Source organism: Pseudoalteromonas sp. MM1, from assembly GCF_030296835.1.
Taxonomy (GTDB): domain Bacteria; phylum Pseudomonadota; class Gammaproteobacteria; order Enterobacterales; family Alteromonadaceae; genus Pseudoalteromonas.
Map to the genome: position 1 here is coordinate 1,392,011 of NZ_AP027922.1, position 13,220 is coordinate 1,405,230.

A 13,220-nucleotide genomic window follows, 5' to 3' on the forward strand; every position below is an offset into this window, starting at 1 on the left:
CATGAATATTGACAACCTTGTACAAAATATCACCCCAGAATTATTTGAGCGTTTACAGTACGGAGCTTCAACGGGTAAATGGCCCGATGGTACGCCGCTCTCTGATGAACAAAAGCAACAAACGGTGCAACTTGTTATGCTTTACCAAGCTAAAATAGCGCAATCGAACGAGCAATTTACCATTGGCGCTAATGGCGAAATGATCCAAAAGACAAAAGCACAACTACAAAAAGAATTTAAATCAGAAAACGAAATAGCTAGGTTTAGTGAACATGATCTTTAAACACCTTTTTACACCTAAGTGGAAACACCCAAAGCAACAAGTTCGTCTAGACGCAATTGAAAAGCTTGATGTAGAGCGCGACGCATCCATTTTAAGCACATTAGCACTGGAAGATAATTCAGCCGAAATACGCCGCAAAGCACTGCAAAAAGTAAATAATTTAGCACTGTGGTGGAAAGCCTATAAACAAGATCAGGCACTTAAAGAAGTAGCCGAAATACAAATTTCGAACGCGGTGCTAAACAACGAAAGTGCATTAAGCACACAAATTAAAAGTGAGTATATAGACCGTTTTGCACCGGTTAAAACGCTAGAAAAGCTCGCCTTTGCAGAAAAAGAACTACAAGTGCGCGTTAAACTTTTAAAACGTTTAGCGAACCCTAAATTAATTGAAAAAGCGTTTAAAGAAGGCAGCGAAGAGCTTCAAAGTCAACTTGTAGAACTAGCTATAACGCACCAACTTATTAAGTCGTTAGTAAAGCATGCTAAAGGCGATGCAAAGCTTAAGCTTGAGCAACATATTGAAAACGAACGTTTAGTAATTGAAATGCCAGCTAAGGTAGAGAGTGCCACCCGTGTAATTTTAGCCAAATTAAACGCCCTACGTGATAAAAACGATTACGCCATAGTTAATCCACAAGCAGGCGATTTAATGGCGCAGTGGCAAGCGCTTGAGCTTAAATGGTTAAGCGAAGATCACGTTAAAGAACTAGATAAAAAATATATCAGTATTACAGATAAACTCGATACGCATATTGCGACACTTAAAGCTCAACACGAGCAAGAGCAGCTGCGCTTAGCAGAGCAACAGCGCCAATTATTAGCCTTAGCAACACTTGAAGCGTTGAGCGAAGAAATAGAAAACGCATTGGAACTAGGTTTAGAAACGCCAGAACAAATTCAGCAAGATTGGTTAGAAGCTAAAGTAGCGCAAGCTAAGCAAACGTTAACCGACGCACAACACGGCGATAACGCACAAACTAAGCACGTTATTACAAAGCTAGAAAAGCTATTCAATCAGGTGGCAAAACTACCAGAGCTTAGTAGCGCAATTGCGAAATTTAAAATTGCGTTTGATGAGCTCAAAGCCATTGAGCCTGCGCAACAGCTAGCCGATTACGACGATGTTTTAACACGTTTTAATAATACATTTAAACAAACTCGCAGCCATTTAAATGTGCTTGATGGGGCATTGCAGGAAAACTCTAAATCGCAATTAAACGCATATAAAAAACAGTTTTTAGCGCAAATGAGTGAGCTGACAAAGCCACTTGAAAAAAATCAAAGCACAGCTAAGCGTAAAGCACGTGATGTAAAACGCCTTATAGAGCAAGGCCGCTTTAATGTTGCCTTTGGTGTATTTAAAGGCTTTGAAGAGTTGTTTGATAAATTAACACCGCAATTTCAGCAGCCACTGGTAAACTTAAAAGCCGATTTAGAAGCACAACTTGCAGAAGCTAAAGATTGGCAAAAATATGCAGCAGCACCAAAACGCGAAGCTTTACTTGAAGAGGTGGCAGCATTAGTTGACCAACCGTGTGACGACCCTCAACAGCGTGCTGAGCAAGTTAAAGCGTTTCGTAAGCGTTGGAACGAGCTAGGTCGCTTAGATACAGATCAAGAAAAACAACAAGGTGAGCAGTTTGATAGCAACATAGAGCTATTATTTGCACCGTGTCGTAGTTATTTTGCCGAGCAAGAAGTGGCGCGCGAAGCCGCCAAAGCTCAGCGTGAAGTACTGATAAACGACATGCAAGCATTAAGTGAGCAAGACACCACCATTGACCACTTTGATTGGAAGCAGTTTGAAAGCCAATACAATCGTTTAAATAAAGCGTGGCGTAACGTAGGGAAAGTTGACCCTAAAACATACCGCGTATTAAACGAACGCTTTAAAGCACAGCAACAAAGTGTACTTGCTACATTAAATGCGTACCATAAAGGTAATGCAGCACAAAAAAATGCCTTAGTAGAGCGCGCCTCTGCGCTGTCGCAAAGTGAAGATTTAGCGGCGGCATGCCAAGAGTTAAAGCAATTACAACAGCAATGGCAAAGTATAGGTTTTGCTGGCTTAAAAGCCGAAAATGCGCTGTGGCAAAAATTTCGTCAATATAACGACGAAACCTTTAATAAACGTAGCAGCGAGTTTGAGCAGCAAAAACTCGCTCAAAACGAAACAGATAAACAAGCTACAATAGAACTGGTAGAGCTAGAAAGTGCTCTTGAGCAAGTAAATCAAAAAGCTCAATTGCATGATCTTGAAACCAAAGTCAAAGGCTACGCGCAATATAAATCGCTTGCGCCAAAAGTTGCAGCATTATTAAGCGCTATTGATGAAAAGCTCGCTTTACTTACTAGCCAAGCACAGCATGCGCAATTTGAAGCACTGATCACTACTCTTGAAAACAACGATGTAGTGCCGAGCCAGTTTCAAGCACCGTTAACGACGTCGCTTAGTAGTGAGCAGCTGATTACAAGAATGGAAATTCTTGCTAATGTAAGCTCGCAAAACGCAGCGCTGAGAATGGCTGAGCAAGTTGCCATGCTTGATGATAAACACCGCGGTGAGCATGCTGATTTAAACTATTATTTAAAGCAGTTATTAGCGCTCAGTAAGGGTTCAGTTGAGCCTGACACACTAGCTAAAATTAAAACGATTTTTACAGCATAATATGTAATTAACTTGAACTAAATACAGGTGTTACATGATAAAAGCCGCTGTTTTAGCGGCTTTTTTATAATACCAACGAGGATAAAGGTTAGCATGAGAATTTTAATACTGTTTTTAACCACACTACTTTTAAGCGCATGTAATTCTACACAAGGCGTGTCAGTTTACTCATTTACCAGCTCAGAAGTAGAAAGTGTGCTGGGTAAACAGTTGCCTAAATTAAGTGAAAAAGTGAGCTTAATGGGGCTGCCGGTGCAGTTTGATGTGAACGATTTAAGTGTAAATATAGGCCCTGATAACCGCGACGTCGTAGTACTTGGCGCAGACTCAACTGCAGAAGTAAACGCATTCGCACTAAAATACCCAGTACGCTTAACGCTACAAATTGAGGGTAGCCCGTTTTACGACAGTGAAAAAAAAGCCGTGTTTTTACGTAATGTTAAACTTCTAGATTCGAGCGTGGATGCAGGTGGCTTTAAAGGTAATTTAGCGGCGCTTGATAATGAAGCGATGGATGTTATAAACGCATTTTTAGCAGTAAATCCTGTTTATACATTAAATATGGACGACCCTAAAATGATGCTGCTAAGTAAGTTACCGCTTGATATGAAAGTGGTTGAAGGGGCAATTAAACTGGTACCACGCCTTTAATGACCAGCACACTGCTTACGTTAGTTTTATTATCCAAACATATGGTTAAATAGATCGAGCCCAGTAAAATGTACGTATTAATTAGCCTGTTTCTCAGGCTAATTAGGTGTTTATAATGGCAGCTTCGCGCAGTGTACCTACCTCAAGACTCTCTCGATTTGCAAAGCTTGGCTCCTTAGCCGGTGGTGTTGCAACCAACATGCTTATAGATGGCACTAAAAGTGCGCTTTCGGGTAATGGTTGGAATAATAAAGCTTTACTCTTACAACCTAAAAACATAGAAAAACTAGCTGTTCAGCTTGCACACCTTCGTGGTGCTGCCATGAAACTAGGGCAATTATTGTCTATGGATGCTGGCGAGCTATTAAGTCCTGAACTTACTCAATTACTTGCATTGCTTCGCGCTGATGCAAACCCAATGCCGCACAATCAATTAGTTAAGGTACTTAAAAGTGAATGGGGGGATGACTGGCTTAATCGTTTTTCGCATATTGAACTTAGGCCATTTGCAGCGGCTTCTATTGGCCAAGTGCACTTAGCTTATCAAGAAAATGGTGAAAAGCTGGCGGTGAAAATTCAATACCCAGGTATTGCGCAAAGTGTGCATAGCGATGTAGACAATGTTATTGCACTATTAAACATTGCGCGGTTAATCCCTAAAGAGCTTGATATACAGCCACTAATAAATGAGGCTAAAGCGCAGCTACTTGCCGAGGCTGATTATGAACGCGAAGCACACTACCTTAAAAGAGTCGGTGAGTTGCTAAGCCAGCACGTTAATTTTAAAGTGCCTAAAGTATTTGGTGTTCATAACACACAACTTATATTGGCAATGGAGTATGTGCAAGCAACACCTATAGAAATGCTCAGCAATTTACCCCAAGGAGAGCAAAATAATATTGCAGCGAGTCTCATAGATTTATTTTTTAAAGAGATGTTTGAGTTTAAGCTAATTCAAACCGATCCTAACTTTGCTAATTTTCATTATCAGATCCAGAGTAAGCAAATTGTGTTATTTGATTTTGGGGCAACCCGAGAGATCTCGAGTAAGTTGAGCAAGGCTTACCAGTCACTATTTATTGCAGGCACTGAAAACAATAGGGCGGGCGTGTTAGCCGCCGCAACTCAGATAGGTTACTTTAAAGATGATATTGTAGATCGTTATAAAAATCATGTTATTGACTTATTTTTAATGGCGTGTGAGCCGCTAAGAACCACTGGCGAGTTTGATTTTAAAAACAGCCCTTTAGCAACGAATATTAAAAATGCGGGGCTTGAATTGAGTGCACAGTCGCAGCAATGGCATACACCGCCGGTTGATGCGTTGTTTATTCACCGTAAGCTAACTGGGCTTTATTTAATTGCGGCAAAGTTAAACGCAAAAATAGATATTAACGCTTTATTTAAGCCTTATATTACAGGCCGCTTTATTTAACTGTTTGGCGCGTCACTTTGTGGCATAATAATCGTGATATTTCGCGAGGATGATGCAATGATAAAACAGTTTTTAAATGACCCCAAACTTTTACTTAATGCGGTAGGAGAGGGTATTTACGGCTTTGATTTATCGGGCAATGCGGTGTTTGTAAACCCAGCAGCTGAACGCATGACCGGCTGGAAAGCCGATGAGTTATTGGGTAAAAAAATACATCAGTATCATCATCACAGTCACGCCGATGGCTCTCCTTATCCAGCCGATGAATGCCAAATATATTGCACCATGTTTGATGGTAAACGCCGCGAGGTTAAAAACGAAGTATTCTGGCGTAAAGACGGCACCTCGTTTGCAGTAGAATACACATCAACCCCCGTTTACAGGCAAGGTGAGTTAATTGGTGCAGTCGCGGTATTTCGCGATATATCGGCGCAGCAGCAAACCCAAAACGAGCTTAAGCAAGCGCTTGAGCAAGTTAAGCATTTGAGTGAGCAGCTGCAAGATGAAAATAACTACCTAATTGCAGAGCTTAACGAAGACTGGCAAGACTCAGGCTTAGTTGGCCAAAGCCATGTTTTTCAAGCTATGTTGGCGCAAATTAAACTTGTTAGCGAAACCGACAGCACAGTATTAATTTTAGGTGAAAATGGAACGGGCAAAGAGCTGGTGGCGCGTAACTTACATAGATTAAGTAAACGCAGTAATCAAGCTTTTATAAAAGTGAACTGTGCAGCGTTTACGCCAAGCTTGTTGGAGTCTGAATTATTTGGCCACGAGCGTGGTGCGTTTACCGGCGCAAACGAGCGGCGTAAAGGTCGTTTTGAACTGGCCGACAAAGGCACGCTGTTTTTAGACGAAGTTGCTGAGCTGCCATTAGAAGCGCAAAGTAAATTGCTACGGGTATTACAAGAGCAAGAGTTTGAACGGGTTGGCGGCAGTACAACGCTTAAGGTAAATATTAGGGTATTGGCAGCAACCAATCGCGATTTATGGCAAATGGTGCAAAAAGGCACCTTTCGAATTGATTTATATTACCGCCTTAATGTGTTTCCTATTAAAGTGCCAGCGCTTAAAGAGCGCAAAGAAGACATTCCTTATTTATGCACCAATTTAATTACTCAACTAAATAAACGCTTAGCAAAGCAAATAAAAGGGGTGAGTAAAAAAGCGATTAGCCAACTACAAGCTTATGATTGGCCTGGTAATATTCGCGAGTTACAAAACGTATTAGAGCGCGAAGCTATTTTAACTAAACATACAGTCCTTAAACTGAGCCAGCCATTGCATGGCGATGAAAGCACAGCTGTAAATACATCACTTACGCTTGCAGAGGCGCAAAAACAGCACATTATTGCGGTGCTTGAATTATCACAGTGGCAAATATCGGGCGATAAAGGCGCCGCTTGTAAATTAGGCCTGCCCGAGAGCACTTTGCGCTCAAAAATGCGCAAACTAGGAATAAGCAAAAATACGTGATATATCGCGCCATTCGTTAAATATCGCGAATTTATTTTGTCTTATTTTTATAAATTCATTTAATATCAATGATTTAAATAAAGTTTCAGCTTGGTCTGAAAGTTGCAAAAGTAGCATTAATACCGTCACTATTAAGTAGCTACTATGAAGTTTGATATTAAAGAAGAAGATATGATCATCAAGCCCTATAACACACCAGGGCCTATTTATATTCGTGAGCAAAAGGGCTTTTACCAACAAATACGCCGTAGCCTTGGCTGGTTACTTATGCTTATGTTTATTGCCATTCCGTGGATTCAATACAAAGGTGAACAAGCTGTACTACTTGATGTAGCCACGCAAAAGTTTACTATTTTTGGTTTAACCTTACTGCCACAAGACTTTATGATTTTAGCACTGCTATTTATGGTAGGCGCGTTTGCTTTGTTTTTTGTCACGAATTGGCTTGGCCGCGTGTGGTGTGGGTATACCTGCCCGCAAACAATCTGGATGTTAATGTTTAGTTGGGTTGAGCAACGTATAGAAGGTACGCGTAATCAGCGTATAAAGTTAGATAAATCGCCATGGAGTGCACTAAAGTGGCGTAAAAAAATAACCAAACATGCTGCGTGGCTTGTTATATCGCTGCTTACTGCAACGTCGTTTATGGCGTATTTTATTCCCGCTAAAAGTTTATACCTTGAAATGTTTACCTTACAGTGGTCGGGCATTACCAGCTTTTGGGTGTTTATATTTGCATTTTGTACTTATGGAAATGCCGGCTTTTTACGCGAAAAAATGTGTAACGTGGCATGCCCGTATTCTCGCTTCCAATCAGTGATGTTTGATAAAGATACATTAATCGTGAGCTACGATGCTAAGCGCGGCGAAAACCGTGGCCCGCGTAAACGTAAAGCAGACCCTAAAGCACTTAATTTAGGCGACTGTGTTGATTGTAACTTGTGTGTAGAGGTATGCCCCGCGGGCATAGATATTCGTAACGGTTTGCAATACGAGTGTATAAATTGTGGCTTATGTATTGATGCCTGTGACGACACTATGGATAAATTTGGCTATCAAAAAGGCTTAATTAAATACGCCAGCGAAAAACAGCTAGAAGGTAAAAAAACCAACCCATTTAGGCTTAAATTAGTGGGGTATGGGGTATTAACAGGAGTATTAATTATTTCTATGGTTGCGTGGGTATTGCAGCGAACGCCAATAGAGGCATCGGTACTGCGCGATAGAAATGCCTTATACCGTGTAAATTATGAAGGCTTGGTAGAAAACCCATACACACTCACTATTATTAATAAAACTCAGCAGCCGTTGCACTATGGCGTAGTCATTGAAGGCTTAACTGTAGCTACGCTTAGCGCGCCAAGCTCTATTTTGGTGCAGCCAGGAATGATGAAAAAAATTCCGGTTACAGTCACCGCCGATGGCTACGATATTGCCAAAAAAGTAACGCCAGTGAGTTTTGTTATTACCGCCATAGAAAACCCTGATATAGCAATTACTAAAGCAAGTCAGTTTTATAAAAACTAGGGCGTGTTGATAGCACGGCAAAAAACTCGCTATTTAGTTGGTCTCGGCAATTGCTCCTGCATTGCTCTACCTTTACCATCCACATAGTTGTAAGTGAGAGTTTTTAACGCAGACAGTGACACGTTTAGCCCCTAAAATGATTAAGTACTATTGCGGATTGGTACAAGGCTTGAGCTAATTTAGCTCAAGCCATTGTTTAAATGCGATGAAATAAAGCGTTTTGCTTCATCAAGGTTATTAAACAAACATTCTTCAAAGTTAACCTCGCGTTTGGCGTTTTGCAATATTCGCTGCATTTGGCTTATAGCAATAGGGGATGTGAGGACAAATGCACTTATTAAGCAGTTAGTGTGTTGCATATGTGTGCTTATGGCGACCATTTCTTGCTCTGCATCGGGTGTAGCTGCAAGTACACACGATGAGTCGCTTATGTAACCCCACTGCTTACCTTCAAATTCAGCCACGGTATCAAAAAGGGCGGGTTTAAAGTTGGCCAATAGCTCTAGGTCTAAATTTCCGCTAAATTGGGCAATCACTATATTGCCTTCAACGGATAAAGTGACCTCTGCATGCTTATTTTTAAACTTCATTGCAGACTCCTAATTTAAATTAGTTAATAACTTATACCAATTCACTTAATTAAGTGCTCTAATTTGAAGCTAAAAAAACGTGTTGATAGATACAGTCGTAAATGAAATTTTTTTAACGTTTGTAGCGACACGTTGACCCCCTAAAATGATTAACTAGTATTGCAAATTGGTATTAAAAGCCACTAAAGTGACTTTAAATAATTTAACGCACCAGTAATAACAGCTACTTGTGCTTGAGTACATTGCTCATCTGAAGCACTTGGGCTATCAGGGTATACTTCGGTTGTAGTGACATAAGGAGCATTAGTAAAGCCCATGCACAAGCCCAATTCCCGTGCTGCGTAATTTATAACGCCAAATTGCTCCTGCGGTACACCAATTAATTGATTGTTCTCGTCACTTGGTGCAATGTGCGTCACCTTCTCAACACTATTTAAAATGGCTTTTTGAAAATCAGGTGCTGGTTTTTCGCTATCTGCCACTAAATAAAATCCGTCAGGTATATTCCAGTTGGTGTTAATTTTACCATCGCGGGCTGCTAATGCCGGTCTGAACTCGCTGTTGTCTGTATCGGTGGTTTCGTGCAAATCTATATGTGCAACTATTTGAGTATTAAGTGAGGCTACATATTTCATAATAGCTGCAGACTCTTGGGCTGGGCTGTTATCGTAAAAAGAGCGATTTGGGTCTATAGCGTCTGGATTCCAGCGGTTTATGGTTTCAAAACCCCAGGGGCTAATACATGGGGCAATAATAAAGTTAAAATTATTTATATATTCTTGAGCGTCAGTTTGAGCAAATGCCAGCGCACCCATAACGCCGCTTGTTTCGTAACCGTGCACACCTCCAGTAATTAACACGGTAGGGCGATCACTTTGCCAATTTTTACTTTTGAATAAATAAAGTGCAAAGCTAAGCGGCGAATAGCTTAGCTCACCATACTGCTCTACATCTAAACACTCATTAGGCTGGTTAATTTTACTTACTACAAGTTGGTTATAGTCGCGCTTTTTTTGCTGAAGTTGTAACCATGCTGCTTTATCACAGTCGTCCCATGGTTTATTAGGAGTACCGATAGGGTATAAAGTGTCGCTCATTGTATGCCTTAAACTTGTCGCTTATAAAGGCGCTAGCTTATCGCTGCAATTACAAGGCTGCAACTAAAAATGCTCGGTTACATCTGCTGTGTTTTCGTACAAGGTGGCGTTTTCGCGTTTATGTTTTTCGAATAAATATTCACGTAATGCTTCTTTGCCACTTTTAATACTGACAATTTTGGCCGCATAACCTAAATTAGTTTTACGTACTAAATCTACAAGTAGGGTGACTTTTTTCTTATTAGGTAGTTTAAACGTTATGTGTTGAGCATGGGTAAGGCTGTAACGGTGATCGCGTGGTTTTAATAGTACGCCACTACTAGAGAGCGAAAGCACATAAAAGCGCTCGCTTTGTAAATGCAGATCAGAATAACGCCAGCTTCTGTCTACACCTTCGGTATCAATTACCTCAGGCGCACTCAGTACAGGGTTTAAGTAGCCGTCATCATTGAGCTTAAACTCAAGCGGAAACCACAACTGATAATGGCCTACCTCTGCTAACATGGTTAACTTAGCGTGAGACAATAAACCTTTAAGTGTATCAGGTAAGGTAGTTCTTAAGCTAAGCTGCGAGTTATCGTTTGTATTGTCCTTGCTACTGCCTACAACAGACGAAATAAAACTTAACTCTTCCTTAGTTAAATCCATATTATTTCTCGTTTAATAAAAGCTTCACATTAAACCAATAGTGCAATTTGTTCAATATTCAAACGTAAAGTTTAAGCAAATTTAAACACCTGTTTAGAGTAAATACTTAAGGCCTGTTTATTATTTTAGGAGGAATTTACCGCAGTATAAACACCCAATTCACCCAGTAATATGGCTTTTTATAAGGCTTATTTGTACTTGCTTTGGCTAACCAGGCTGCCACTTTTAAAGCGCGACGCGCCTTGGAGTTTAAACTGTGATAAAATTTGTTTTTAATTTTAGTTTATTCAAGGTTTTATGGCGCAGTTTATTGCCACTCCAAGTTGGTTAGGACGTTTTTTTACGCGTATTAGCACCGTTACTATTAAGCAAAATTCACTCGTTATACATTGTAAAAATAATACCTCACGCGCCTATTTAATTAGCGACTTTACTAATTTTACCCAATTTAAAAAAGGCCTATTTAGCGGGAAAATAACCCTCAACCATAGTACAAAAACGGTAATTAGCCTTTTAAATAAACAGCAGGCTCAAACGCTTAGTGAGCAGCTAAACAGCGAGTTTGCCAATCACCTAGAAGAAAAAGTGAATACAGCAAAAACGCTTGTAAAACGTTATGCAACAAATGAGTATCTTCGTGACTCAAATGTGCCGTTACTTAAATCGGCGGTGTTTTCATTGGCACACCGGTACAACGCTTTGCCAGCACTGTGGCAGCAGCATTTATCGGCCATTAATATTAAATTTTTAACGATTTTAAGTAGCTCACCAACAGTAGCGCACGCCACAGAGCAGTTGCGTAAAAGTTATGAGCAAAAAACACTTACGGCAAGAGCCGATTTTTATAATGTGGTTGAATCAAATCCGCTCACACGCGAGCAGCGCCTTGGCGTTATACGCAATAACGATAAAAATTTGGTGTTAGCGGCCGCAGGCACAGGTAAAACATCGGTAATGGTTGCAAAGGCTCTAGATTTAATAGTTCATGAAGGTGTAAAGCCCGAGCAAATACTGATACTCGCTTATAATAAAAATGCGGCAAACGAGTTAACTGAGCGCTTTAATTTAAGGGCGCAGCACGCAAATTTAAAGGTTACGCCGCCTACTATTTTAACCTTTCATGCGCTGGGGCTTAAGCTACTTAAAAGCGACAATAAAGCACTTAGCTTATCGCCTTTTGCAAACGATGCAATGGAGCTTAATAAATGGTTTACACAGTGGCTTAGTAATACCCTAAAAACAGACTCATGTTTTTGTAAAACCTTTGTTGAGACCCTGTATGAACCTACTGATAGCCTCAATACCGAAACTAAAACCGCAACTAAAACCGCAATAAAAGCACAAACCTATTACACCCTATCGGGGTTAAAAGTAAGCAGTTATCATCACTTATTAATTGCTAATTGGCTTTATATGTATGGTATTGAACACACTTACCAAAATGATGACACCGCCGATTTTTTCTTGCCTCAGTACAACATTTATTTGGTACATTTTGTGACAGATAGGCAAGGAAATTCAGCTCAGCACATTATTAAATCGCACAATAGTGGGCATATTAAATCAGTACGGACGCACCATAAAAAACATGGTCAAACCTTGGTGCAAACATTTCATTATAACTGGCAAAATGGTCAGCTTGAGCAGCGCTTAAAAGCACAACTACAAAAACATAAAGTGAACATTAACCCTTTAGACAACCACGCAGTGTACGAGCGTTTATCTGCAACAGGGCTGTTAAAGCAAAATGTAAATAAGTACTTAAACTGCCTAAGCGCAATAAGGGGGGAGCAACTATCTGACTCTCAAATAGCAGCGCGAATAGCTAAAAGTGGCATTATAAATCATAAACGTTATACAACATTGCTGGTGGCAATGCAGCGTGCATACAATGAAAAATTAAAAGAGCAAGATGCTATAGATTTTGACGGCATGATTGCAAGCGCAGCTCAGGCGATTAAATTGGGGGAGGTAAGTGTACCTTGGCGCCATATTTTAGTTGATGAATTTCAAGATATTTCATGCGCACGCATGGCGTTTTTAAATACGTTAATACATTATGGCCCGCAACCTTGTTTTACTGCGGTTGGCGATGATTGGCAGGCTATTTATCGGTTTTCAGGCGGTAATTTGGCGCTCACCACGCAGTTTAACGATTTAATAGGCAGTCACACACTCACGGTATTACAAAAAACGTTTAGATATAACAACAGTATTAGTGAGGTAGCGGGGCGCTTTGTGATGCAAAACCCTGAACAATATAAAAAGCACATCACTACGCATACGCAAGTAAGTACCCCTCAAGTTGTGCTTATGGACGATTTACACCAAGGTAAAAAGTCAGTAGCGCTAAAAGTGCAGCAAACCATAGCCACAATTAATAAAAATAATAGCACGGCCAGTATTGCCGTATTGAGCCGTTATCGGTTTATGCTTAATGAGGTAGAGCAGCACTTAGCAGATAATAACTACGCTAACCCACTACATTTTTGGACACTGCATGGTTCAAAAGGTCTCGAAGCCGATTACTGTATTATAATAGGTTTTGAGCAAGGAAAGTTAGGTTTTCCAAGCAATAACCCTGGTAATTTACTTGTTGAAGCATTGTTGCCCGCACAAGATACCTTTATCCATTCAGAGGAGCGACGTTTATTATACGTAGGGATCACGCGCGCAAAGCATAAAAGCTATTTAATTGCTCCGCCATCTGGGTGTTCTGAATTCATTAGCGAGCTAATAAATGACAATTACCCTATTCATGTAGCCTCTAGTTCGTTTGCAAAACAGAGTAAACAGTAAAATAAATAAGGTTAATGGTTAAATGTAAGAGTATTAACTGCGA

General features: G+C 40.3%; 10 protein-coding genes. 7 read left to right on the forward strand and 3 right to left on the reverse strand.

Translation table 11 applies throughout. The features are described 5' to 3' along the window. Window position 1: 1 nt before the first annotated feature. From QUE46_RS06360 to ccoG, 6 genes are all read left to right on the forward strand, one after another. The gene (locus QUE46_RS06360) at window positions 2-283 is read left to right on the forward strand and encodes a YeaC family protein (protein WP_004587239.1); all 282 of its coding nucleotides are present in this window, start codon (window positions 2-4) and stop codon (window positions 281-283) included. Then, entirely contained in the window at window positions 273-2,954 is a 2,682-nt protein-coding gene (locus tag QUE46_RS06365) for a DUF349 domain-containing protein (protein WP_286246894.1), read from the forward strand. Before QUE46_RS06360 ends, QUE46_RS06365 begins: the two co-directional genes overlap by 11 nt. Window positions 2,955-3,047: 93 nt before the next feature. Beyond that, the gene (locus QUE46_RS06370; protein ID WP_286246896.1) at window positions 3,048-3,605 is read left to right on the forward strand and encodes a DUF1439 domain-containing protein; all 558 of its coding nucleotides are present in this window, start codon (window positions 3,048-3,050) and stop codon (window positions 3,603-3,605) included. Between the two features lie 115 nt (window positions 3,606-3,720). Further along, the gene (locus QUE46_RS06375; RefSeq protein WP_286246897.1) at window positions 3,721-5,040 is read left to right on the forward strand and encodes an AarF/ABC1/UbiB kinase family protein; all 1,320 of its coding nucleotides are present in this window, start codon (window positions 3,721-3,723) and stop codon (window positions 5,038-5,040) included. Window positions 5,041-5,097: 57 nt separating this feature from the next. Beyond that, window positions 5,098-6,516 (forward strand): sigma-54-dependent Fis family transcriptional regulator, encoded by a 1,419-nt coding sequence (locus QUE46_RS06380; RefSeq protein ID WP_286246899.1) that lies wholly within the window; start codon window positions 5,098-5,100, stop codon window positions 6,514-6,516. A gap of 144 nt (window positions 6,517-6,660) precedes the next feature. Continuing rightward, the gene (gene ccoG, locus QUE46_RS06385; RefSeq protein WP_286246901.1) at window positions 6,661-8,043 is read left to right on the forward strand and encodes a cytochrome c oxidase accessory protein CcoG; all 1,383 of its coding nucleotides are present in this window, start codon (window positions 6,661-6,663) and stop codon (window positions 8,041-8,043) included. 179 nt (window positions 8,044-8,222) lie between these two features. On the opposite strand, the gene QUE46_RS06390 is transcribed toward ccoG, so the two are convergent. The 3 genes from QUE46_RS06390 to QUE46_RS06400 all read right to left on the reverse strand — a co-directional run bounded on the left by QUE46_RS06390 (window position 8,223) and on the right by QUE46_RS06400 (window position 10,378). Continuing rightward, a complete protein-coding gene (locus tag QUE46_RS06390; protein WP_286246903.1) occupies window positions 8,223-8,633 on the reverse strand; it encodes a hypothetical protein in 411 nt (136 codons plus the stop codon). Between the two features lie 182 nt (window positions 8,634-8,815). Beyond that, on the reverse strand, window positions 8,816-9,730 hold the full coding sequence (locus QUE46_RS06395) for a M14 family metallocarboxypeptidase (protein WP_286246904.1): 915 nt from the start codon (window positions 9,728-9,730) through the stop codon (window positions 8,816-8,818). A 63-nt stretch (window positions 9,731-9,793) separates the two neighbouring features. Then, a complete protein-coding gene (locus tag QUE46_RS06400) occupies window positions 9,794-10,378 on the reverse strand; it encodes a hypothetical protein (protein ID WP_286246906.1) in 585 nt (194 codons plus the stop codon). Between the two features lie 297 nt (window positions 10,379-10,675). Here QUE46_RS06400 and QUE46_RS06405 point away from each other — a divergent pair, with 297 nt between their 5' ends. After that, window positions 10,676-13,177 (forward strand): UvrD-helicase domain-containing protein, encoded by a 2,502-nt coding sequence (locus tag QUE46_RS06405; protein ID WP_286246908.1) that lies wholly within the window; start codon window positions 10,676-10,678, stop codon window positions 13,175-13,177. Window positions 13,178-13,220 lie beyond the last annotated feature (43 nt).

Coding starts and splice junctions, on each gene's coding strand:
- QUE46_RS06360 (WP_004587239.1), top strand. CDS start 2: ATGAATATTGACAACCTTGTACAAAATATCACCCCAGAATTATTTGAG.
- QUE46_RS06365 (WP_286246894.1), top strand. CDS start 273: ATGATCTTTAAACACCTTTTTACACCTAAGTGGAAACACCCAAAGCAA.
- QUE46_RS06370 (WP_286246896.1), top strand. CDS start 3,048: ATGAGAATTTTAATACTGTTTTTAACCACACTACTTTTAAGCGCATGT.
- QUE46_RS06375 (WP_286246897.1), top strand. CDS start 3,721: ATGGCAGCTTCGCGCAGTGTACCTACCTCAAGACTCTCTCGATTTGCA.
- QUE46_RS06380 (WP_286246899.1), top strand. CDS start 5,098: ATGATAAAACAGTTTTTAAATGACCCCAAACTTTTACTTAATGCGGTA.
- ccoG (WP_286246901.1), top strand. CDS start 6,661: ATGAAGTTTGATATTAAAGAAGAAGATATGATCATCAAGCCCTATAAC.
- QUE46_RS06390 (WP_286246903.1), bottom strand. CDS start 8,633: ATGAAGTTTAAAAATAAGCATGCAGAGGTCACTTTATCCGTTGAAGGC.
- QUE46_RS06395 (WP_286246904.1), bottom strand. CDS start 9,730: ATGAGCGACACTTTATACCCTATCGGTACTCCTAATAAACCATGGGAC.
- QUE46_RS06400 (WP_286246906.1), bottom strand. CDS start 10,378: ATGGATTTAACTAAGGAAGAGTTAAGTTTTATTTCGTCTGTTGTAGGC.
- QUE46_RS06405 (WP_286246908.1), top strand. CDS start 10,676: ATGGCGCAGTTTATTGCCACTCCAAGTTGGTTAGGACGTTTTTTTACG.